The 20967-nt window shown below is 39.6% G+C and carries 18 protein-coding genes and 1 pseudogene; 8 read left to right on the top strand and 11 right to left on the bottom strand.

Annotated features, from left to right (window positions below; genetic code table 11):
* Positions 1-126 precede the first annotated feature (126 nt).
* The 5 genes from EKM94_RS08190 to EKM94_RS08170 form a co-directional block, all read right to left on the bottom strand.
* Complete coding sequence (locus tag EKM94_RS08190; RefSeq protein ID WP_125600233.1) at positions 127-885, bottom strand: LytR/AlgR family response regulator transcription factor; 759 nt, start codon at positions 883-885, stop codon at positions 127-129.
* Positions 882-2201 carry a sensor histidine kinase gene (locus tag EKM94_RS08185; protein WP_225422190.1) on the bottom strand — a complete coding sequence of 440 codons (1320 nt, stop codon included), beginning with the start codon at positions 2199-2201 and terminating at the stop codon, positions 882-884. Before EKM94_RS08185 ends, EKM94_RS08190 begins: the two co-directional genes overlap by 4 nt.
* Positions 2202-2558: 357 nt before the next feature.
* The gene (locus EKM94_RS08180; RefSeq protein ID WP_125600230.1) at positions 2559-5318 is read right to left on the bottom strand and encodes a DEAD/DEAH box helicase family protein; all 2760 of its coding nucleotides are present in this window, start codon (positions 5316-5318) and stop codon (positions 2559-2561) included.
* A gap of 2 nt (positions 5319-5320) precedes the next feature.
* A complete protein-coding gene (locus tag EKM94_RS08175; protein WP_125600227.1) occupies positions 5321-7234 on the bottom strand; it encodes a DNA methyltransferase in 1914 nt (637 codons plus the stop codon).
* Between the two features lie 46 nt (positions 7235-7280).
* Entirely contained in the window at positions 7281-8045 is a 765-nt protein-coding gene (locus EKM94_RS08170; protein WP_125600224.1) for a hypothetical protein, read from the bottom strand.
* A 144-nt stretch (positions 8046-8189) separates the two neighbouring features.
* On the opposite strand from EKM94_RS08170, the gene EKM94_RS08165 reads away from it, so the two are divergent.
* From EKM94_RS08165 to EKM94_RS08135, 7 genes are all read left to right on the top strand, one after another.
* Positions 8190-8462 carry a hypothetical protein gene (locus tag EKM94_RS08165; RefSeq protein WP_088775431.1) on the top strand — a complete coding sequence of 91 codons (273 nt, stop codon included), beginning with the start codon at positions 8190-8192 and terminating at the stop codon, positions 8460-8462.
* Between the two features lie 114 nt (positions 8463-8576).
* Positions 8577-8918 carry a hypothetical protein gene (locus EKM94_RS08160; RefSeq protein ID WP_088775432.1) on the top strand — a complete coding sequence of 114 codons (342 nt, stop codon included), beginning with the start codon at positions 8577-8579 and terminating at the stop codon, positions 8916-8918.
* A complete protein-coding gene (locus tag EKM94_RS08155; RefSeq protein ID WP_225422189.1) occupies positions 8911-10254 on the top strand; it encodes a cell division protein FtsK in 1344 nt (447 codons plus the stop codon). The genes EKM94_RS08160 and EKM94_RS08155 overlap by 8 nt, the downstream gene beginning before the upstream one ends.
* A gap of 217 nt (positions 10255-10471) precedes the next feature.
* Positions 10472-11803 carry a Rep family protein gene (locus tag EKM94_RS08150; protein WP_125600221.1) on the top strand — a complete coding sequence of 444 codons (1332 nt, stop codon included), beginning with the start codon at positions 10472-10474 and terminating at the stop codon, positions 11801-11803.
* Positions 11804-11867: 64 nt separating this feature from the next.
* On the top strand, positions 11868-12131 hold the full coding sequence (locus EKM94_RS08145) for a helix-turn-helix domain-containing protein (RefSeq protein WP_088775435.1): 264 nt from the start codon (positions 11868-11870) through the stop codon (positions 12129-12131).
* 42 nt (positions 12132-12173) lie between these two features.
* Entirely contained in the window at positions 12174-13475 is a 1302-nt protein-coding gene (locus EKM94_RS08140; protein ID WP_125600218.1) for a site-specific integrase, read from the top strand.
* Between the two features lie 106 nt (positions 13476-13581).
* Positions 13582-14820 (top strand): ISL3 family transposase, encoded by a 1239-nt coding sequence (locus EKM94_RS08135; RefSeq protein WP_125600215.1) that lies wholly within the window; start codon positions 13582-13584, stop codon positions 14818-14820.
* 226 nt (positions 14821-15046) lie between these two features.
* On the opposite strand, the gene rpsI is transcribed toward EKM94_RS08135, so the two are convergent.
* From rpsI to EKM94_RS08105, 6 genes and pseudogenes are all read right to left on the bottom strand, one after another.
* Positions 15047-15442 (bottom strand): 30S ribosomal protein S9, encoded by a 396-nt coding sequence (gene rpsI / locus EKM94_RS08130; RefSeq protein WP_125600212.1) that lies wholly within the window; start codon positions 15440-15442, stop codon positions 15047-15049.
* 14 nt (positions 15443-15456) lie between these two features.
* Positions 15457-15900, bottom strand: a complete 444-nt coding sequence (gene rplM, locus EKM94_RS08125; protein WP_125600209.1) for a 50S ribosomal protein L13 — start codon at positions 15898-15900, stop codon at positions 15457-15459.
* Positions 15901-16274: 374 nt separating this feature from the next.
* Positions 16275-17015 (bottom strand): annotated as a pseudogene (gene truA / locus EKM94_RS08120) (tRNA pseudouridine(38-40) synthase TruA); the annotation flags it as partial.
* A gap of 197 nt (positions 17016-17212) precedes the next feature.
* Positions 17213-18013 (bottom strand): energy-coupling factor transporter transmembrane component T family protein, encoded by an 801-nt coding sequence (locus tag EKM94_RS08115; protein WP_125600202.1) that lies wholly within the window; start codon positions 18011-18013, stop codon positions 17213-17215.
* Positions 18006-18875: an energy-coupling factor ABC transporter ATP-binding protein gene (locus EKM94_RS08110; RefSeq protein WP_125600199.1), complete on the bottom strand. Its 870-nt coding sequence runs from the start codon at positions 18873-18875 to the stop codon at positions 18006-18008. The genes EKM94_RS08115 and EKM94_RS08110 overlap by 8 nt, the downstream gene beginning before the upstream one ends.
* Positions 18851-19687 carry an energy-coupling factor ABC transporter ATP-binding protein gene (locus EKM94_RS08105; protein WP_125600196.1) on the bottom strand — a complete coding sequence of 279 codons (837 nt, stop codon included), beginning with the start codon at positions 19685-19687 and terminating at the stop codon, positions 18851-18853. The genes EKM94_RS08110 and EKM94_RS08105 overlap by 25 nt, the downstream gene beginning before the upstream one ends.
* A gap of 339 nt (positions 19688-20026) precedes the next feature.
* On the opposite strand from EKM94_RS08105, the gene EKM94_RS08100 reads away from it, so the two are divergent.
* The gene (locus EKM94_RS08100; RefSeq protein WP_125600193.1) at positions 20027-20722 is read left to right on the top strand and encodes a YczE/YyaS/YitT family protein; all 696 of its coding nucleotides are present in this window, start codon (positions 20027-20029) and stop codon (positions 20720-20722) included.
* Positions 20723-20967: the final 245 nt, after the last annotated feature.

Below are 20967 nucleotides of genomic sequence, written 5' to 3'. Positions count from 1 at the left end.
CTATTCTGTCCTGAATGAGAAGCAGTATCCCACTTTTGCTATTTTGGTCTTGAGTGAGAATGCTTGCAAAGCTAGGACCTTAGATATTAATTTGGTAGATCGTCTGAGTCACAGCCCAGTCAGTTCCTATTTATGAATGATACTTCCAATTCTGTCAAAGTGCTTTTTGAGTATTTTGGCCTTCACTAAAGGGAAAGAACAAGAATATTCCTCAGGAAAAAATATCGTTCGACTTTTATAATCAACGGCCGTAACCTTATTCGGATTGATCAAGAACGACTTGTGAACACGCAGCAATTCAGGATACTCTTCTTCTAAATTATTCATTTTTCCATAAAACTCATACATCATATTTTCACCGTATAAAATCACCTTGTGGGGTGTGACGGACGTTTCTAAAAAGTAAATTGCCGTTAAGTCGACTCTGAAATTTCTTGTACCAATCATAAATGATAAATGACGATCGTTGGGCCGGTGATCCACGAAGACTTGCTGGTGACGGCCATCTAAAACAGTTTCAATTTGAATTTTTTCATTTCGGTCGTCTTTGACAATATAATCTAAAGGCGCTATTTGCCGTTTTAAGGTCTCAAGGGCCAACTCTTGATGAGCAGTTATAAAGACGATTTGGGCAAACTCGTTATCCTTTCTGACTTGCTGTGCGACATCGATCCCATCTAACTGTTTCCCCAAATCAATATCTAGGAAATACAAACTATTTGTTAGCTGGTTCTGGGATAGATATAATAAAACTTCAGCCGGATCAGTCGCTGCTAGAACCAACCGCATATCATAATCATTGATCATGATCCAATTCTCGATGATTGCTTTGTAATGCGACATTAAAGCAATATCGTCTTCGCAAAGAATAATGGGTAATGTCACACTGATTCACCCTTTCCAATGGTCAATACAGAAACAAATAATCCCTGATTTGAATAATGTGATAAGTCCACCTGCTTATTCGAAGCAAGGATAGCCTGAATATTGGACAAGCCGAGCCCTCTATCCTTTCCTTTATTGCTATAACCTTCCCTTTTCATCGCTGATAAGGAAGGTAGCTTACCTTGAAATGAATTTTCGATTGAAATCTCAATAGTCTCTCGCGTCGCGATCAAAATGATCGTTACTATACCTGCATCCGATCCAAGGGCCGCTTCCACCGCATTGTCAATCAATATACCCAATATTCGAACCAGTTTTACCTCGTCCAGATTGATTTTTGTTAGGGGAACTAAACATTCAAAGTTCACTTTCAAACCGAGTTGTTCCGCATGGGCCAACTTCACCACCAGCAAAGATTTTATTGGGCTTATTTTTAAGTTGCTAAGTCCAGAAAAACGCATCACGCTATGATCGATCATCTGATGGGAATAATCAATCACCTGGTTTAAATAATCCTCATTGATACTTGATCCAGTTTGCGTTGTCTTCAGAGCTAGTAGCATATTTTTATAGTCGTGGCGAAATTTGCGTAATTCTTGATAATTTCTTTCGATTTCGGCAGTATAGGTGTTCATCACCACCATCTGTGCTCTGAGACTGCTTAATTCTGCTTTTTCCTGATTCTTTTTTAGTTTTAGATACGTCATGAATATCGTGACCGAAAATTGAGCCACTAAAAAGCTGACCATTACAATTTGAAAAATTCCTAAAACCTGCATTCTTCTTAATATTTCTCCAAACAAATAGACAAATGTCAGGAATACGCCCAATTGCAAACAATAAATCTTTACATTCTCAATTGGAATTGAACGTTCTATCACTTTGGATTTTAGTATGAATGCAATGACAATTGATAGAAACCAATCGATCCCAATTAGAAAAGGGACTAGTAAAGGATTATCCGCATTCAAAACATTGAAGTGGAGTCCCAATGATTTAGATACGAGCATCGATGAAAAGAGTGGCACAATGCTATAGATCGCCAAAGAAAGCAAAAGACCAAAGATTTCTGAAAATTTTCTTTTGCCATTTTTTCGCCATGTTTTAAATCTTAGCATCACAACAAATGTACTTAATACCAGCCCAGTTAGAAGTGCATCCGTTACAGAAAGTAGTACGAGCGGAAAAAGAAACAAGAATAAAGCAAAATAAAATGATTTTTGGTGGATATCTGTGAGCAGAGCAATCAGCATAAATAACATCAAGAGATCAAATAATTCTTTAAAGAAATACGAGGCACCATCTATTAAAATCATCAGGACACTTCCAATCACGATCGTTCCCTTATTATATCAAGAATCGTTGACCAATAGGCAGATCGCTAAAGAATTTCAATTTCACACTTTAATATGATAGCCAAAAAAACACCCACTAGATAATCTAGTGAGTGTTCGAAACATTGATATGCTGGAAATATTAACGTTTTGAGAATTGTGAAGCTTTACGAGCTTTCTTAAGACCTGGTTTATTAGAACCTATTTTCACTAGGTTGGAATAACCTTTAATATCAAGGCTTTTCTTAAGTATTACCTTCACTAAATCTCATTCAATTTGAATGGCTTTTACTCAAATGGTGGGGATTTTATCAAAATAATGCGAGTCATTGGTGTTCTTTACATAGAAAAATTATCTTCATCATTTTCAGCAACCATATCTACTGGTTGCTTTTTTTGATCCATATCATCTGTAATATTTGTGATTTCTTTTAACTGTTCCATCGTGCCACGTCCATCGCCATTAGTATAGAATTTTAAACCACTAATTTGAATATTGCTTTCATTGTCCATAAATTCCATATCAGCATGATGATCTGTCATATATAATAGAAGCTCTTCTTTCCATAATTCTTTCTCAAAGCGTTCGCCACTCATTCCCTTAGGCTCAATAAAGATTTGGAAATAATAATCGTTTGTATCTTCAAGAAATAAAATAAAGTCGGGTTGGAAGCCGGTCAGATGAATACCATATTTAGGATTTTCTTGATATTGATGTAACTTCAGTTTTTCACTCTTAGCTGATTCTCGATGCATCGTTTCATCCATACGGAACAGATACACTGCTTTACCATACTTAGCTTCTAAATCCTCAATATATGCTTTAACTCGTTCTATTAATTGATATTCAAGCCGGTTTACAATGGCATTGTCATAAACATAAAATTCGTCATCTTTCATTTGATAAACTTTAATATCTTGCGTTTTATCAAATTGTGTTTGAGTGTCATATTCTGGAACGCGTTTATTATAATCACTAAGATATTCCCTAATTGGATACCCGATAAAGTTATTAGTTCCGCGCTGCTTAACATAACCTGATTGGATTTTAACTTGATATTCTTTTAGAAGATCAACGATGACTTTCAAGATTTCTTCTGCGATCAAATTAGCTTCACGATATTCAACAGGTACTGTTAAAAATAATCTTAGATGACTAGCATTTAACCAGTTCCTTCCATAAATAAACTCATCCATAGATTGAAGATTGGGAATATACTGTTTCAAATTTGAAAATTGATAAAAATCTATTTTTTGAATTGCCTTTTTAACATAGCGATCATCAAATCTAGAAACACTAATCGTTTTAGTCTCAACGTTTGCTGAATACGCTGAATAATTGACTTCCCGTGAACCATAGTTTAGATTACGCTGAAGATCAACTCTATGTTCAATACCATACTTTTGAATACTGTCAAAGTAACTACTAGGAACGTCAACAGATTCATTATAATAAATTTTTCCATTGCGATAAGCATTGGTTCTTTTAAACTCAGGTTTAACTTTTATCTCAATAGGTGGATTTTTACTATCTTTACCAGTTGGCAAATCCATTTGCTTTAATGATCCAACTAGCTGTTTTAAATATTGTGGCTCATTCATCGTGTGATAATGAAGTGTTTCTAAAATAAGCTGTTTATTTGATGGATCATCATCAAATCTGCGCTTGTAACTCTTTTTGCCATCTATTTCAAAGGGATAATAGCGTGCACCACGTCCAATTAGTTGAGCCTCTACCATCGTGGCATTTTTATTGGTTGCAGCCTCTTCACTAATACGAACAATATCATATAAGTTCAAGACATCCCAGCCTTCAGTAAGCTTGGCAACTGCAAAAACAACCCGATAAAAATTATTGGGGCTTTCTAAGGTATTTAAAGCCTCATACTGACCTTTTTCAAGCATATTACCACTAGCATCATTAGCATTTAAGACATTTTTAGGATCAAAGTCATGTTTGATTTCGCGAACAATTTTGCCTAATTCTTCCTTGTTCTTTAAATAATATTTATAGGCAAGCTCGAGCACTGCATTATCGTTGCTATCCATCAATTGTTGACGTTCAATAAAGGCTAGTAAATCTTTGGCTGTTAGCTTGGCAATCATTTCATTAAATTTAGCATTCGCCTTTTTAGAAACAGCAACTTTAGCCGACTTAAACATAATAATTGGTTTGAAGGTACTGGTGACATTTTCAATTTGAGCACGATATTTTCTAAACTGAGAAAGCAAAACAACATTTAGCATTTTTTCTTCATCGCTGGCTGATGTTTCTATCCGTTTCACTTGTTTAGAATAACCATCATACATAAAACGGCTTAAAGGATAACGATACACAACCTTATCACGATATTTATCATAAATAGTCATCTTCTCAAAATCGACTGTCGCTGTAAACTCTAGCAACAAATTCTTTTTGTCTTCATTATTTCTAGCATTTAAAACTTTATTGATGGCTGACTCCCAGGTATGCTCTGCTTCTTTTTCAGATTTAGTACTTGCTGAATAATGATGGGCTTCATCAGCCAAGATTGCGACTGGATCTTGTTCGTAATCACTCAAGCCCATAGTATTTTCTTTAACCGTAAATAGATCATTTGAAACTGTCTGAACCGTTGCTAATTTAAGATAAATTGTATTGGCTTGTTTGATTCGTGGATAGCGATTGACTTCTTGAATCGTAATATATTGTCCATCAATCTCAATTTTGTCTTTAAAGAGATACTTATCGCTACCAGCATTAATCAGATTATCTTTCGTCTTCATCAATACCGAATTTGTATTCACGGTAAACAAGAAATTCGTGTAGCCTTGATCTTGATATAAATACAAGATTAAAGCTGCCATTAAATCTGTTTTTCCAGAACCTGTTGCCATATTGAACAAAACAGGTTGTGGGTTAGGCTTAATTTGTGTTTGTGTATAACGATAATTACTTAGTGCCTTATCTTGATATGGTCGCAAAGTATGAGCTAGGTTATTTATAATATATTCAGGTATTGCCCAGGTTTCTTGAAATAAATCTTTTTCAGCGTGTTCAGCCTGTTCCACTAGAGGAAATTTCAATGATTGAATATCTTTCTTTTTAGACTTCGCCATAATTACTCACCTGCTTCATAAAAGCTTTGATTAAATTGATAATCACGATCTGATAAAAACTCGCGAACATTTCGATCATCGATTTCAGAGTAGTTATAGTACAGCCCATTTTTATCAAGTAATTTAATCAACAGGCGTTTTTGATCAGCAAATTTAACCTTTGTTGCATCCCACTCGATTTTATCTAAATCTGCCCTAAAAGAAATATCTGCAGGTTCTTGTGACCCTTCTACGCCGGATAACATGCGATTATAGATTTCATGTAATTCACCGATAGTTTTTGAAGAAATAATATCTTGCAAATAGCCCATATTTTTCTGCATCAATTCAGCATAGACGAATGAACCACCACCTTGCCAATTAACATCTTTAGAAATACCACCTTGTTCGCCAGCAATGACCTTTTGTAGACGAGGAACCGAAACGTTATTAATATAATCCATTTGTTCAATACCGATAAAGCGACGATTCATCTTCATTGCCACTGCTTGAGTGGTTGCTGATCCCATGAAGAAATCTAATACGATATCACCTTCGTTAGAACCAATTGTCAAAATACGTTGTAAAAGCTTCTCTGGTTTTGGAGTTCCAAATAATGCTTTACCATCAAATAATGCTTTAATTTCCTTTTTAGCATCCTGATTATGTCCAACCTCTTGGTAAGTCCATAGTGTTTGTGCAACTACACCATTCTTAACTTCAGAAAGAAATTTTTTAGTTGAAGGAACTGAATTTCCTTCCTTCCCAAAATAAACACGATTATCAGCTCTTAGTTCTTTAAATCTTTCTCGTGAATAAACCCAACTTCTTCCATCAGGGGGTAATACTTTTCTTCCTGTTGGAGTGGTAATTTCATATATATTTTTATCAATCGCAGGACCGACAGAAAAATCAGAAGATTTCCATGGACCACGTGGATCGTTATCAGGATTCTTATACCTTGCATTAGCAGTATCATCCCGAGGAATCTTATTAAGCTCTTTGTCAGAAGAGTTATTTTTAGCATAGACTTGAATATAATCATGGCTCTTTGAAAATGTCTTTTTTAAATTAATAGGTGCATATGCTCGTTGCCAGACAATTTCATTCAAAAAGTTATCTCGGCCAAACACTTCGTCAGCTAATACTTTTAAATAATGGCTCTCGTTATCATCTATTGAAATCCAGATAGTTCCGTCATCTGACAATAGATCCCAAGCAATTTCAAGTCTATTTTTGATAAATGTCAGCCAAGTTGAATGACTAAATTTATCGTTATAACTAAAAGAGTCCTTTCCTGTATTATATGGAACATCAATATAGATCAATTTTACTTTTCCAGCAAATTTATCTCGAATTGTATGTAGTGCTAAAAGATTATTCCCCTTAAGAATTAAATTGTCTTTTTCTGCATCAAAATAATCAGTAACCTTTTCCCCGTCAATATCATATCTCTTTGCATGATTTAATATCTTCTTGTCAAACAAACGATCAATTTCATCTTTTTCAATGACTTCATTTAAGAACGCATCATCATAGCCGTTATCATTATCTTCTTTGGTCATACTCGCTGTTAAGACACCATCTTTAAAGGGAAAATCCAAAACAACGTCTTGATTATCTTCAATAAACTTACCATTACTCGTTAAACCAACTAGATTTTCATATTTCGTATAGCTCGTATCCCAATAATTATCGTAAAGAATCGCTTCTTCAAGTTGATCAATTTGAAATAAATTTTGTCCCGCAACTTCTTTAATATAATTCTTTTTAATAAAATCAATTTCAAATAATTTTGCTAGTAAAGTTTCATCATAAGCACGTAAATCATCAGAAACTTTTGAACGATTTAATTCATTGCCAATGAAGTACTTGTCCCCAAATGAGACAAGTACTTTTTTTAATTCATCGAATAATCTGGGTTCAATTTTAGACATTGCTTTGCTCCTTTATCTTTTTAAAATCATAGGATTCTTTTTCATTTCATCGAGATATTGCATCGAGAAAAGCATTAATAACGTAGAGATCATTTAATGCTTCCGTTTTTATATTTTTATTACTTGAGAAATCGTGGATATTATTTTCCATTATCTCACTAAAAATTTGTTTTTGATATTCATCATCAAATTCATCGATATTAATAGAAGCATTTTTAATTTTATCCGCAGTTTCTGGAAACAATAAATTTAAAATTTTTGAAACTTGTGAAGTATCATTTCTTTTATCATTTTGATATTCGGGCGAATTAATATATCTGTTATTTTGCAGGAACATTAATTCATCTAACATCTTTTTTCGCCTAGACGCCAAGGGTTCTCTTGGATTCATATATCGAACAATGAATTCAGTGAACTCATCTAGCCTAATAATTTCTGCATATTCCCCAAAGGTTAGTACTGTTGTTTTCCCCCGATCTGTCGTAACTATCTTTGCAATAATAGCATTTAATTTATTGCGATGATTAGAACTCCCATCTTCTTCAATGCCAAACGCTATTCCAAAAGTATCTTGGATAAAATCTCTAAAAACTGTCGTTGTCAGCTTAAAATCAAGTTCATCAAAATTATTCCAATCTTCTTTAGTATATATTTGACAAGAATTGACGGGGAAAATTTTATTAGTTCTGCTTATATAACTGGAAAGTAAGTCGCTTTGATCGAAATTAGGATTCAATCTCTTTATTTTGGCAATGATTAGCTTTCTTTTCAGTCCCTGAAGATTAAAGGTGAGATTGTTTTTGGTTATCATTTTTTACCTTTCTCAAAAAAGTTAGTTGCTAACTTAAATAATAGCTATATTACAGTGTTTTAGCAACTAATTATTTAACAGGAAAGTTGGAGAAAGTTTTTTTATTTCTGTAGAATTGTTTTTGTAAATGAGGAGGAAATAGCAATGATAAAGAAATTTTTAGTTACTCAATGTGAAGCTTTACTAAATCATCTTTTAACACATTATTCAAACACTGCTTATATGAAACAAGCACAAGTTAATAACTTGGATAATGTACCAGAAGCCGTTTGGGATTTATGGTATTCGCCAATATCAGCTTCATTTGCCACAATTAAAAAAACAGATATTAAAGCAGCTGATGCTGATACTATTCAAATACTTAAAAATCTAATCTGGTTAAAATACAAATTTTTTAAAGAATTTTCAAAACTGTAAATCGTCGACCAAGGTCGTCACGTCGTTAAACTATCGTCCCTCCTATTTGGGGGTTCTCGTCCCACTTGGTTAGATGCTAATACTTTTAGCATCAGAAAGGATCTGGTGTTGCTCATGGCAAAACCTAACTGGACTCCACGTTTGGAAGACGTGCTGGGTCACAAAACACAAGAAACAACAAAAGTCAGTCCTCGGACTGGCAATGAGTACAAAACTGATATCATCCCAGTTCTCAACGTCCTCTCAACAGGACTAGTTGAAGATATGGGCGATGGTAAATATCGTTATTCCATTGTTGATCCAAATCAAAACTTAGAATATGCAATCAAAGTATCAACTAAAATTGATGTTAAGTTTGGTACTGCATTAAGCTTCAAAAATGTTTGTGGCGGATCAACGAATTTTGGTGGTTGGTATTCCGCTGATGTAGTTTCAATTATTCAGCGTAATGCGTAAATATCGTCGCATTAATCGTTCTAAAGACAGCAGTCATCAAAGCTATCAAATTTTTTTGGTAGCTTTCGGGCTATTTTCTTTATTAACAGGTTTCATTTTTTTTATCTTTATTAATTGTCAAAATTCACGTTTCTTTAGCTCATTAATTGGATTATTTCGAAATATAACTATTTTATTCGCAGTTATATCACTGGTACTACTTCTCATATCCGTCATCACGTTCTTTCACCGTGAATTGGTTACTACACTTGATATACCATTAATGAGTAACAAAGCTAAAAACTTATCAAGAAAAATCAAACGACTTTTCAATGATAAACAAATTAGTGATGTTTTAAAGCTCTCAAACTCAACGCGGTTTGGAGATGAGTTTCCCCTTGTATATGTATGGGTATCTGATGATTGTAACTACGGTTACATTGCTATTGAGAACATAGCCACATATGATCGCATGGATCGAGATAAGTACGAGCAAAAAATCTCAGGAATCCTAAGTGGTAAATACAAGCGTTTTGCCGTAACATCATCAGAACTGACAACAAACGATAGTTATATGCTGTTTCATTTTGAAGACACACTAACTTCTTTCAAACTAATAATTAACGAAAAAGAAGATACATTATCTGGCTATATCAGCAAAGATCCACATGCCATTTTGTTGTCAAAAGACTTAGTCTGGCATGCAGAGATGACACCACATCTGAGCGTCATTGCACGAACTCGGGCCGGAAAGTCAGTTCTGTGTGGTCGGTATATGGCAAGATTAATGCAGTTGCAGGGCTGGATTGTTGAATACAATTCTGCTAAATTTGATCGCTATGTCAAAGAGTTTAGCGGTAAAAGCAATACACTTGAAATCGTTGAGCGCGCTGAATATTGGTGTGAAGTTATGTTAGAACGCTTAAATAAGATCAATGATGCAGGGCAAGAAAAATATCTTGACCTTCCTGATCTTGTCGATATCGGATTATTTTTTGATGAAATCGGTAATTTAAATGCTGCGTTAGAACTCGATAAGTCACTCAAAAAGCGGTGGGAAGTTTCGATCAATAAGTTAACTGCAACCGGTGGAGCAGCTGGAATTCATGTTATTGCTATCTCTCAGTTTGCAACTAAAGAAGCGTTTTTGCCTAGTTTAGCTCGCGTAAACTGTTCTGACGCTGTCATAATGCTGGCTGGGGCTGCTGATTCCGCCGATGAAAGAAGATTCCTGATGGCTGGTTTTGCTGATTTACCCAAACGAAATTATAAGGTTGGGCAAGGTGTGGCAAGAATAATTACTAGTGGTAAAAAATGGGAAACACCACATTTTTTCGAAGCTCCATGGTTTATCTAGATTAAAAAGCAATATCAAAAAATGCATGGCAACGCGCGCGTTGCCATGCTTACATAAAATTTTAAATTTAACTCTAACTATTCCTACGCGCTACGGCACAGGGCTTGTCGATGTGCCGTAATAATTCCAATCGCTACAAAAACAGCAATACAAGTAAGAGATTACAGCAGTTCAAACTTGGAATAGTTAGAAGAAAAGAAAGGTAAGGTTATTTAAAATGGCAAAAGATAGTAATTTAACTTGCGTAATGATTGCTCAACAATTACAAACAGAGTTTTGGCATGGATGGGATGAACAACCAATTATTCAAGCACAGAATGGTGATACTCGTCCATTATTAGAAGATGTCGTACAACGGTTAAATCAAAGTGATGTCAAAGTTTCAGAAGCATACGGTATTATTCACAACAAAGATACAGAAACAATTTGGAATGCAGAAAAGCAACAAAATAGCATTCGTCAAAAAGAAGATCACGTTCATTTCTTATTAAAATTTGACAAAGGTAATACAATTAACAACTTGGCAATGACAATCGGTGTCGAACCGCAATACCTTGAAAAAGCTAAATCGGGACGGTATGGCTACGATAACCTTCTTGCCTACCTCGTCCACGCAAAAGATAAGGATAAGTTCCAATACAATCCAAAAGATGTGACGACTGCTGTTGGCGAAGATTACTCAAGTGTTTATAATCGACGCCGTGAAACTTGGCTACGTGGACGAGCCACCAAAGAAGCACAAAACTCAATGCAGAGTGTCGATTATCTTATCTCCCAAGTATTACAGGGTAAATTAACAAAAAGTCAAATAATGAGCGATGAAGATTTATATATGGTTTATGGTCTTAATAGTTCCAAGATAAATGATGCTTTTGCCGTCATTGGTGAGCGCAAAAGTATTACCGCACAACGCAATATTGAAGCGGGTAAATTCAAAAAAACAATTATTTTTATATCTGGTACTGCTGGAGTTGGTAAAACCAAGCTTGGTAAATTACTTGTACGCCAAATCCAAAAAGCTGTGCAAAAAGAGCATAACTATTACTGGGAATGTTGTGTTACTGCTTCAACTAATCCTTTTGATGAATATTGCGGACAGGAAATCCTCTTTCTTGACGATGTTCGAGGTGAAACATTAGGTTTCCTTGACTGGCTTAAACTCTTAGATCCACATAATATTAGCCCTATTTCAGCTAGATACCATAACAAATTTGGCGCTGCTAAAGTCATTATTATTACCAGTCCCGTTCCGCCCTATCAATTTTTTAATCACCCAAAATTTAACAGTATGGAGGATTTAGGACAATTTTATCGCCGAATTGATTTTTGGATTAGTTTCTCAAATAACAAATTATTAGTATGTAATCCAATCCGAGACTTTTGGCATCACAATAGCAAATATCATTCTCTGCATAACTCATCTTATCGTTTCTCGAAAAATGGCTTATATAAAAAGGCAGATGCAATTCAACAAATCCTAAAATTAATTAACAAAAATATGAAATGGAAAAAAAAGGAACAAATCACAACCGCCGGCAAGCTTAAGTGATTAGTCCCCTAATCGGTTTGCAAGTTTTACTTGCAACCTCATTATATCATGGAGGTAATTAAACATGTTGCTACAAAATACTGATAATCAACAAAATCTAACTGAACAAGAACTAGTTAAAAACATTTTAGATGAAGTGAAAAGTACACTCACTCAGCTAACCATTAATAATCGTTATATGAATAAACAAGAAACATGCGACTACTTAAAAATTTCTAATAACACTTTAGACAAATGGATCGGATATGGCTTGCCCTTCATTTTAGTTGGGAACACACGTCGTTTTGATCGTGTTGCTATTGATAAATGGCTAAATTCGCGAGTATAATATCGTTACACCTTTGACTCGCAAACAAAGGAGTTTTTAACTATGAGCATTACAAAAACAAAAAATAATACTTATCGTGTTAGGAAAAAGTATCCTATTGATATCATGCAATCTCTTGGTCTATCGAATCCTGACTACGATAAAATTTTTAAAACGAGAAAGGAGGCCAAACAAGCCGAACTTGAATTCGAAAACAGGATTATCAAGTTCAGAAACAACAACAGTATCAGTTCTTTTGAATTGGGCGGTGAAGCTCTTTTTAAGGACTTTTACAAGGACGTCTGGTTAGATGATTATAAAAGTGGCTTAACAAGTTCTTACACACAACCGCCTAGTATTGTAACCATTCAAAATACCGAAGATCTTTTTAGGCTTCATATTTTACCAATGTTTGGAGCCTATTCACTTAATTATCTTAACCAGCACCGCCAATTCGTCATTCAAAAAATGAATGCAAAAGCAAAAGAATATGCTAATTTTAAAGTTATTCGTAGCTATGTGAATCAGGTATTCGACCTAGCGGAAGAATATGAGTATATCGAGTCTAACCGACTTAGCAAAAGTCTTAGAAAAGTAAAAGCCATCAAGAAAAATCATTTAAAAACTGCAAAATGTGATGAAGATAAATACCTTACTGACACCGAGCTGATGGCATGGTTTCAGGCTGTTCAAGAAGACTTGGATGATGGATCACTTTCATATCAAGATTATACGTTATTCTGGACAACTTTCTTCTTATCTGATCGAAAATCAGAAACGTACGCATTGCAATGGAAACACGTTGATTTTAAAAACAAGACCATCTATCTCACTCAAGCACTAGACAAATTCGGTAATGTTAAAAATACAAAAGGAAATAAAAATACGCAATTCTCACTGCCAGATCGTTTAGAGAGAATGCTGATCGAATGGAAACAACGACAGAAAAACGAGCTTGCGGAATTAAATATTAAGCAAACACGAGATCAATTCTTATTTACTTATTGTGATCGTCAAGGCAATTTAAATCAGCGACTTCATACAGATTATTTAAATTATCGGATGAAATCTATCCATAGGCGTCATCCTAATTTAAAGTCTTGTTCACCGCACAAGTTACGTCATACAACCGCAACTTTAGCTAAACTCCATGGTATGTCACTTGAAAAAATTTCAGAAGCATTAACTCATTCGAATATTGGAACAACTCGTGTTTATGTTAATGCAAATAATGTTGTGGATTTAACTCCAGCTAACTTTACCTATGATAATTTAAATAAAAATAGTCGTGGGGATTCGGTGGGGACTTTGGTGGGGATTTCTACAAAAAAAGACGGGTCTAGAATTTTTGGTGTTGAAAGATGATTTCACACCAGGAGTTCTAGACTTTTTTGATGACATAAAAAGGCATCTACGCCTCCTAGTGCTATACTTTAAGTGACTAAACCAAAGGTAAGCGAGGTAGGTATAGATGTCCCAAACTGATTGTACACTTAAATTGCTTGGAATTACAGATACAAATATTCATATTCAAGATTCGAGGCAAGATTCTTATGGTGAAGGTTCTCGGAGGAAGAAGTACTTGGTGATTACCGCAGAGTTAACGTATGTGCTGAAACGCTGTCCTAAGTGTGGCTCTGATGACTTACGTCGTAATGGACATAAGCTAACACATATCCACGTTGATGGGCCGATAGGCCAGCCCGTAGTGCTGGAGCTAAACAAACAACGCTGGCGTTGCCCAAATTGTCACCGCACCTGTACGGCAACGACAACGGTTGTTAGGGCCAATCACACCATCGGGAATAACCTGTCTATTCATGCTTTACAGCTTTCCGGTCAGTCGCTGCCGCTAAAGACTATCGCTACCTTAACCGGCATTTCGACCAACTCAGTTCAGCGGATCCTTCACGCAAACATCCATCCACACGCCAGTTGGAGACTCCCTGTGAATCTGTGTTTTGATGAGTTTCGCTCTACTCATAACGCAATGTCTTTCATCTGCATCGACGCCGACACACATAAAGCAGTGACAGTCCTAGGCGGTCGTCTGAATAAGAACATCAAAGAGTTCTTTCTCAACCAGTACACTATAACTGACCGCGCCGCGGTCAAACGAGTCATCATGGACATGAACGCTTCATATCGGCTCATCGTACACGAATTATTTCCTAATGCGATAATTATCATTGACCGCTTCCACATCATTCAATTGGTTGCTCGGGCAATGGATCAGATTAGGGTCCAGTGCCTCAAACAGCTTGACGTTCATTCGCGTGAGCACAAGGTGCTCAAATCACATTGGAAGCTATTCCATAAGGCACACCCAGATGCCAAGCACGCTTATTACTTGTATGGTCTCAACGAATATTCAACTGAACAAAACGCCATTGACTTAGGTATTAGTACCTCTGTAGAGTTTAAAACAGCTTATCAAACTTATCGTGATATTCATGACTCGCTGATGAGCGGTAACTTTCAAGAACTGTCGACTTTAATCACTACTTATCAACGGAATGGATCTGTTTTGGATACTGCAATGGCAACGTTACGAAAGAATCTAAGTGGTGTCATCAATGCGGCAACGTCGCCATATTCAAACGGGCCCATTGAGGGCGTCAACCGCAAAATCAAGTTACTCAAGCGTTCGTGCTATGGCTTTTCCAATCAAGCAAATATGTTCAAACGAATTTACCAACTAACTGCCTAATATTTTCAAAACGATAAGGATGTTATGTTTATTTAGGCTACAATCAATTCAGATAAAGTGATACTTGCACTGATCACATTCGGCTAATCGATACAACAACAAAAAGATTCCTCATTACTGAGAAATCTTCGAAGAATAAAAACTATCTTTCAACACCAGTTGACAAAGACCCAAAAAGACACCCACAAAAATGTGGATGCCTTGTAAACGTTGATATATCTGGATATTAACGTTTTGAGAATTGTGAAGCTTTACGAGCTTTCTTAAGACCTGGTTTCTTACGTTCCTTCATCCGAGGGTCACGAGTTAACATGCCGGCGCTCTTCAGAACGCTACGGAAGTCAGGGTCAACGTTTAACAAAGCACGAGCGATACCATGACGGATCGCGCCGGCTTGACCTGAGAAACCGCCGCCGTTAACGTTCACGTTAACGTCATAAGCGCCTTCTGTTTCAGTCAAAGCTAAAGGTTGTTTCATGTCTAAAATCAGGCTTGCGAATGGCATGTAGTCATCAGCTGATTTCTTGTTGATCGTGATTTTGCCTGTTCCAGGAACGAGGAAAACACGCGCAACTGAATTTTTACGACGGCCTGTGCCGATATAAGTTACTTGTTGTGCCACTATAATTTCCTCCCTTACTTAATGGTTGAAGCGTCTAAGATTTCTGGCTTCTGTGCTTGGTGTTCATGATCAGCACCAGCATAAACATGTAACTTGCTGAACTGTTGGCGACCCAACGTGTTCTTAGGTAACATGCCTTTGATCGATAATTCAACTAAACGAACAGGATTGTTCGCCAGCAAATCACCAGCCGTCCGTGTCTTCAAACCACCGGGATGATCACTATGATGTTGATACAACTTGTCAGTTGCTTTCTTACCAGTTAATTTAAGTTTAGATGCATTGATGATGATTACATTGTCACCAGTATCGACGTTAGGTGTGAATTGTGGCTTGTTCTTGCCGCGCAAGATTGTCGCTGCTGCAACGGATAAACGGCCTAATACAAGGTCTGTTGCATCGATTACATACCATTTACGTTCGATTTCGCCTGGTTTTGCCAAAGGTGTTGTACGCACGATAAATTCCTCCATAAATAATGTTTTGTTTGACACTCAATAAGATTTCCGGGGCCTATCGTGGGGCAAACAAATACCAACGACTAGTTTACCGAAAATAAGCCCTGAAGTCAATGAAAATCGGTGATTATCCCAAAGTTTTAACTATTTTTCTTTTCATGGCGGGACGTTACTTCCCCATAAAATAGTCGAAGCACAAAATTAAGCGACACTAGGCAGGGCTACTGAACCGAAGCGGAGCCTGGCCAAGATTGCGCCTAAATCTTGTTCTCCTGATCTGGCTCCTGGCGCCATTCTGGTGAGAACCGCTTGGGTACCAGCGGTTTGACGATTTCGATCTGGCTAAGACTAGTGAGCTCCGCTTCATCGCCAGGATAGAAAACTTTTTCCAAGTAAAGTCCACTGGCTGGTGCGGTGCCCCGAGCCGCTTGACGATCACCGATCCGTAACAGCCGTTGAAAATCATCAGGTGCACGCCGGCCATTGCCGATCTCCAATGCAGTCGCCACCAAGATCCGCACCATATTATATAGAAAACCATTGCCAATGAATTCAAAGGTCAGTTCATGATCAGCCGGATTCTCAACGACGGTGGCGCGGTATATCGTCCGCACTTTATTTTTAATGACCCCACCGCTGGCCGCAAAACTGGTAAAATCATGCTCGCCGAGCAGATCAGGCAACGCTTGTTGGATCAGCGCCACGTCAAGGGGATAAGGATAGTGACCGGTATAAAAGCGCCGGAAAGGGTCGGTGAAACGCCCGCGACTGACTTGATAACGGTAGCATTTGCCAATGGTATCGAATTGAGCGTGGAAATCCGGCGCGGCCAGCTGACTGGCCACCACTTCCATATCTAGAGGCAACAAACTGTTCAGCGCCAACCGCATATTACGTGGCGGCAATTCTTTCGGATAATCGAAATTGATCACCTGACCATGGGCGTGAACGCCGGCGTCGGTCCGGCCGGAGCCTTGAACCTTCACAAACTGCCCTTTTGTCATTTTAGTCAGGGCCTGTTCTAGCGTGCCTTGAACGGTCCGCTGCTGGGGTTGGCGCTGAAATCCCGCAAAATTCGTCCCGTCATAAGCGACGGTGACCCGATAACGTGGCATCCAAACGCCACCTCCTTTCTCTTGATGAGTGCGTCTGATAAGGATGTCTGATAAATACGTCTGATGAGTTGGTCGATCAAAGCAAGCAGTGATTTTCTCAAAAAAGTAGCGCCCGTTCACTTGCTAAACGGGCGCCGCCGAGTTGCTTCTGGTTCGTTGCCCGGCTAACCGGCTAAACCGCAAAGCCAGCGCCAGGATCATAGGAAGCGCTCGAGGACGATCAGCCCCACCGTCAGCACGCCAGAAGCCGCTAAGATCACGGTATCAGTTGGCCGCCACTGCAAAATCCGGTAACGACTCCGACCTTCGCCATCGCGGTAACCGCGCGAAATCATCGCCGTGGTCAGATCCGAGGCAATATCAATACTGCTCATCATCAAGGGGATCAGTAATGGTAGCAAGGCCTTCGCCCGTTTGATCAACCCACCATTATTGAAATCAACGCCTCGGGCCCGCTGCGCATTCATGATTTTCGTGGTTTCGTCCATCAATTTAGGCACGAAGCGTAGCGCGATCGAAAGCATCAAAGCGACCTCATTGACCGGGAATTTGACCACTTTCAAGGGTTTCATTAAATACTCTAGTCCATCCGCAATCTCTAAAGGCTGTGTCGTCAAGGTCAATAACGTTGACATGAAAATAATCAACAGGAAGCGGACCGCAATGTAAGCGGCGTTGATCAGCCCTTCTTGACTGACCGACAAGATTCCCCACTGCCAATACACGTGCTGCCCGCTGGTGAAAAAGAGCTGTAGCCCCACCGTGAAGAGGATCAAGACCAGCATTGGTCGCAGCCCCCGCAGAAAGAAGCTCAAGGAGATTCCTGAGGCCCAGACGCTGGCGACCACCACAACGCCTAGCAACAGATAACTCGGCCAATGCTGGGCAATGAAGATCAAAATAATAAATAGAATATTGAGAATCAATTTAAGACGAGGATCCAAACGGTGAACAAAGGAATCCCCCGGGTAATAACGTCCCAGAATCAGTTTATCCATCCACAGGCACCTGCCTTAATTGTGGCGTCAATTGAGCCAATAATTCAGGAACCGTCAATGGCAAAGTCGTAAACTCAAAACCTTGTTGTTGCAGCCGCGCGACCAACTGACCCGTGCTGGGCAATTCCAGATTATGGGCCGCCAACCAGGTTGGATCCGCGAAGATCTCCCGGGGACTGCCCACTTTCAAAGGATGTCCTTGCTCCATGACCACCACCTGATCCGCGTAACGAACCACATCGTCCATTTGATGGGTCACCAAAATCACGGTCAACTGGCGTTCCTGCTGAATGCGCGCGAACAATTGCATCATCTCTTCCCGACCAACGGGATCAAGGCCGGCAGTAGGCTCATCCAAGACCAAGACTTCTGGTTCCATCGCCAAAACTCCAGCGATCGCCACCCGCCGCATTTGTCCGCCAGAAAGATCAAACGGCATTTTTGCTTCCAATTCAGGGCCGATCCCCACCAATCTTAAGGCCTGCTGGGCGATGGCAGTCGCTTCAGCGGGCGTTTTTCCGAAATTTTTCGGCGCGAAGGCCACATCTTTCAGGACAGTTTCTTCAAATAACTGACTTTCCGGGAATTGGAAAACCAGTCCCACCTGCCGCCGCAGGTCATGGAGCGCCTTGTTCTTGGTCAAGGGGGTAATCACCTGTTGACCAACGATCACCTGACCAGCCGTTGGGATCAGCAACCCATTGAGATGCTGCACCAGCGTAGACTTTCCACTTCCAGTTTGCCCAATGATCGCGTTATAGCTACCACTGGCAAAATGCAGATCAACATCCCGCAGACCGGGTGTCGCCAGTGGCGAGTTCGCCTGATAAGTATAACTTACTTGTTTAAATGTAATGTCCATAATTTGCTGACCAACTGCTCCTCACTTAAGTATTGATCTGGCAACGGCACGTGTTGCGCCACTAGACCGGTTCGCACTTGTTCGCTCAAGGGAACAGTCAAACCATGTTGACGCAGTAGCTCGCCTTCATTAAAAATTGCCGCTGGTGGTCCTTGTTGGATCAGACGACCATCATCCATTAAGATCACCTGATCAGCCAAAGCAGCCTCATCAATGTCATGCGTAATGGAAATAATCGTGAAGTTCCCGGCGGCCTGGAGTTGGGTCATCAAACTGACCACATCTTGCCGGCCTTGAGGATCCAACATACTCGTCGCTTCATCCAGAATGATCACCTCTGGTTGCTGCGCCAAAACGCCGGCTAAGGCCACCCGTTGCTTCTGTCCGCCAGAAAGACGCGCCGGTTCATGCGTCGCGTAATCACTCATCCGCACTTGCGCCAAGGCCGCCGCGACCCGGGGCACCATTTCCGCCCGCGGGACCCCATTGTTTTCCATCCCGAAAGCGACGTCATCGGCCACCGTTGCCCCAACAAATTGATTGTCCGGACTTTGGAAAACCACACCGATTTTCCGGCGGATCGACCAAACGGAATCCTCATCCAACAGGACCCCGTTGAAGTAAACCTGGCCCTGCTGCGGTTCGATCAGGCCATTCAATGTTTTTGCCAAGGTGCTCTTGCCACTACCGTTGTGACCAACGATCGCGATCCACTGACCAGCTGCGATCGTCAAAGAAACGTCATTCAACGCCGGGACGTCACTATTATTGTAAGTATAAGTCAAATGTTCCAAGCGAATCAGCGGTTCCACAGCCGCACCTCCAATTAATCATTGATAACATTCTACCATATTCCACCAAGTGGCGTGGTCCTGAGCCGTCAAAAAATCACTCGATCGAAAAAATAACCGGCAAAATGAGGCAGAAACGTCAAATCATAAAACCAGCGCCGGTTTTGATGCCGCAGTCGACTCCCGAACTGGCCCACTTAGCCTGAGTAACGTTTTCCCCTGCCGAACTGCCAGGCTAATTTCCACGGGGTCCTTGTATTTTCCCTGATGGGCCTATACAATTGAAACCGGATTCTTTATAATGGTTTCAAGTTGGTTAATCAAACTGACCAACCTATCTTATTAGCAAAGGAAGTCATCATGATCAAAACGATTCTTGCAACGCTTGCGCCGAAGGGAGCCAAGAATTATCTTTGGCGCTCACTGATGTCCTTCATTGGCGTGACCATTCAAGCCATTGGAGCCACCTTGCTCCTGATCGCTAATTTGGGCATGGACCCTTACTCAGCAATCAATGTGGGGCTGTCCAAGTTCCTAAACATCAGCTTAGGCAACTACCAACTGGCGATCAACTTTATCATCTTGATTTTTGTTTTCTTCATGGAGCGAAAATTGATCGGCACCGGAACGATTTTTAATATGGTCCTGATCGGCTATTATATCCAGCTCTTCAACTGGTTGTACGGTTTGGTCTTACCATTGCCCACCACGATCGGCAGCCAAATCCTCGTCGCCGTGATTGGGTTGTTGATTTTCACCTTTGGCGTGGCCGTTTATATTACGGCGGACACTGGGGTCGCTCCATATGACGCGTTAACCCCGATCCTGGTCACTTTGACCCATGGTAAGTATAAAGTCATTCGCATCGCCCAGGATTCCTTGTTTACCCTGGGAGCCTACTTTGCTGGCGGCCCAGTTGGCGTCGTGACAATCATCGTTGCCTTCTTTACCGGTCCCCTGATCGTATTTTGGGACCAGCGCTTGCAAGGTCTGATCAACTGGATTGATTTAAAGTCGGCCTTACCGGCACCAAGCCGCAATCCCGACCAAGTTTAGCACCACTGAAAATTTGTTGGCACGGGAATCACTTCCACGCCGTGAGCGCGACAAAAATTCTAGACCCAACAAAATAAGCGATCCGCCCTGAACAATTCAAGGCGATCGCTTATTTTTGCATGTCGGTGAACCAGCCATCGCCGATTCACCAACTGTATGTACAATAATCATTCATAAGCGGGACGCGTATTGCTACACGCCTAAGCTAGACTTGGTGGGTTCCCATCATCGTAACGCTCGCACTC

The organism is Lapidilactobacillus achengensis, assembly GCF_003946655.1.
GTDB classification, from domain to species: Bacteria; Bacillota; Bacilli; order Lactobacillales; family Lactobacillaceae; genus Lapidilactobacillus; species Lapidilactobacillus achengensis.
Note: the sequence above shows the minus strand (reverse complement) of the source record. Positions and strands in the feature narration are given on the sequence as shown.

What these genes read in the sequence shown, in the direction of transcription:
- EKM94_RS08185 (WP_225422190.1), bottom strand. Translation starts at nt 2,201, where the DNA reads ATGATTTTAATAGATGGTGCCTCGTATTTCTTTAAAGAATTATTTGAT.
- EKM94_RS08100 (WP_125600193.1), top strand. Translation starts at nt 20,027, where the DNA reads ATGATCAAAACGATTCTTGCAACGCTTGCGCCGAAGGGAGCCAAGAAT.
- EKM94_RS08115 (WP_125600202.1), bottom strand. Translation starts at nt 18,013, where the DNA reads ATGGATAAACTGATTCTGGGACGTTATTACCCGGGGGATTCCTTTGTT.
- EKM94_RS08180 (WP_125600230.1), bottom strand. Translation starts at nt 5,318, where the DNA reads ATGGCGAAGTCTAAAAAGAAAGATATTCAATCATTGAAATTTCCTCTA.
- EKM94_RS08170 (WP_125600224.1), bottom strand. Translation starts at nt 8,045, where the DNA reads ATGATAACCAAAAACAATCTCACCTTTAATCTTCAGGGACTGAAAAGA.
- EKM94_RS08140 (WP_125600218.1), top strand. Translation starts at nt 12,174, where the DNA reads ATGAGCATTACAAAAACAAAAAATAATACTTATCGTGTTAGGAAAAAG.
- EKM94_RS08165 (WP_088775431.1), top strand. Translation starts at nt 8,190, where the DNA reads ATGATAAAGAAATTTTTAGTTACTCAATGTGAAGCTTTACTAAATCAT.
- EKM94_RS08135 (WP_125600215.1), top strand. Translation starts at nt 13,582, where the DNA reads ATGTCCCAAACTGATTGTACACTTAAATTGCTTGGAATTACAGATACA.
- EKM94_RS08175 (WP_125600227.1), bottom strand. Translation starts at nt 7,234, where the DNA reads ATGTCTAAAATTGAACCCAGATTATTCGATGAATTAAAAAAAGTACTT.
- EKM94_RS08110 (WP_125600199.1), bottom strand. Translation starts at nt 18,875, where the DNA reads ATGGACATTACATTTAAACAAGTAAGTTATACTTATCAGGCGAACTCG.
- EKM94_RS08155 (WP_225422189.1), top strand. Translation starts at nt 8,911, where the DNA reads ATGCGTAAATATCGTCGCATTAATCGTTCTAAAGACAGCAGTCATCAA.
- EKM94_RS08150 (WP_125600221.1), top strand. Translation starts at nt 10,472, where the DNA reads ATGGCAAAAGATAGTAATTTAACTTGCGTAATGATTGCTCAACAATTA.
- EKM94_RS08160 (WP_088775432.1), top strand. Translation starts at nt 8,577, where the DNA reads ATGGCAAAACCTAACTGGACTCCACGTTTGGAAGACGTGCTGGGTCAC.
- EKM94_RS08145 (WP_088775435.1), top strand. Translation starts at nt 11,868, where the DNA reads ATGTTGCTACAAAATACTGATAATCAACAAAATCTAACTGAACAAGAA.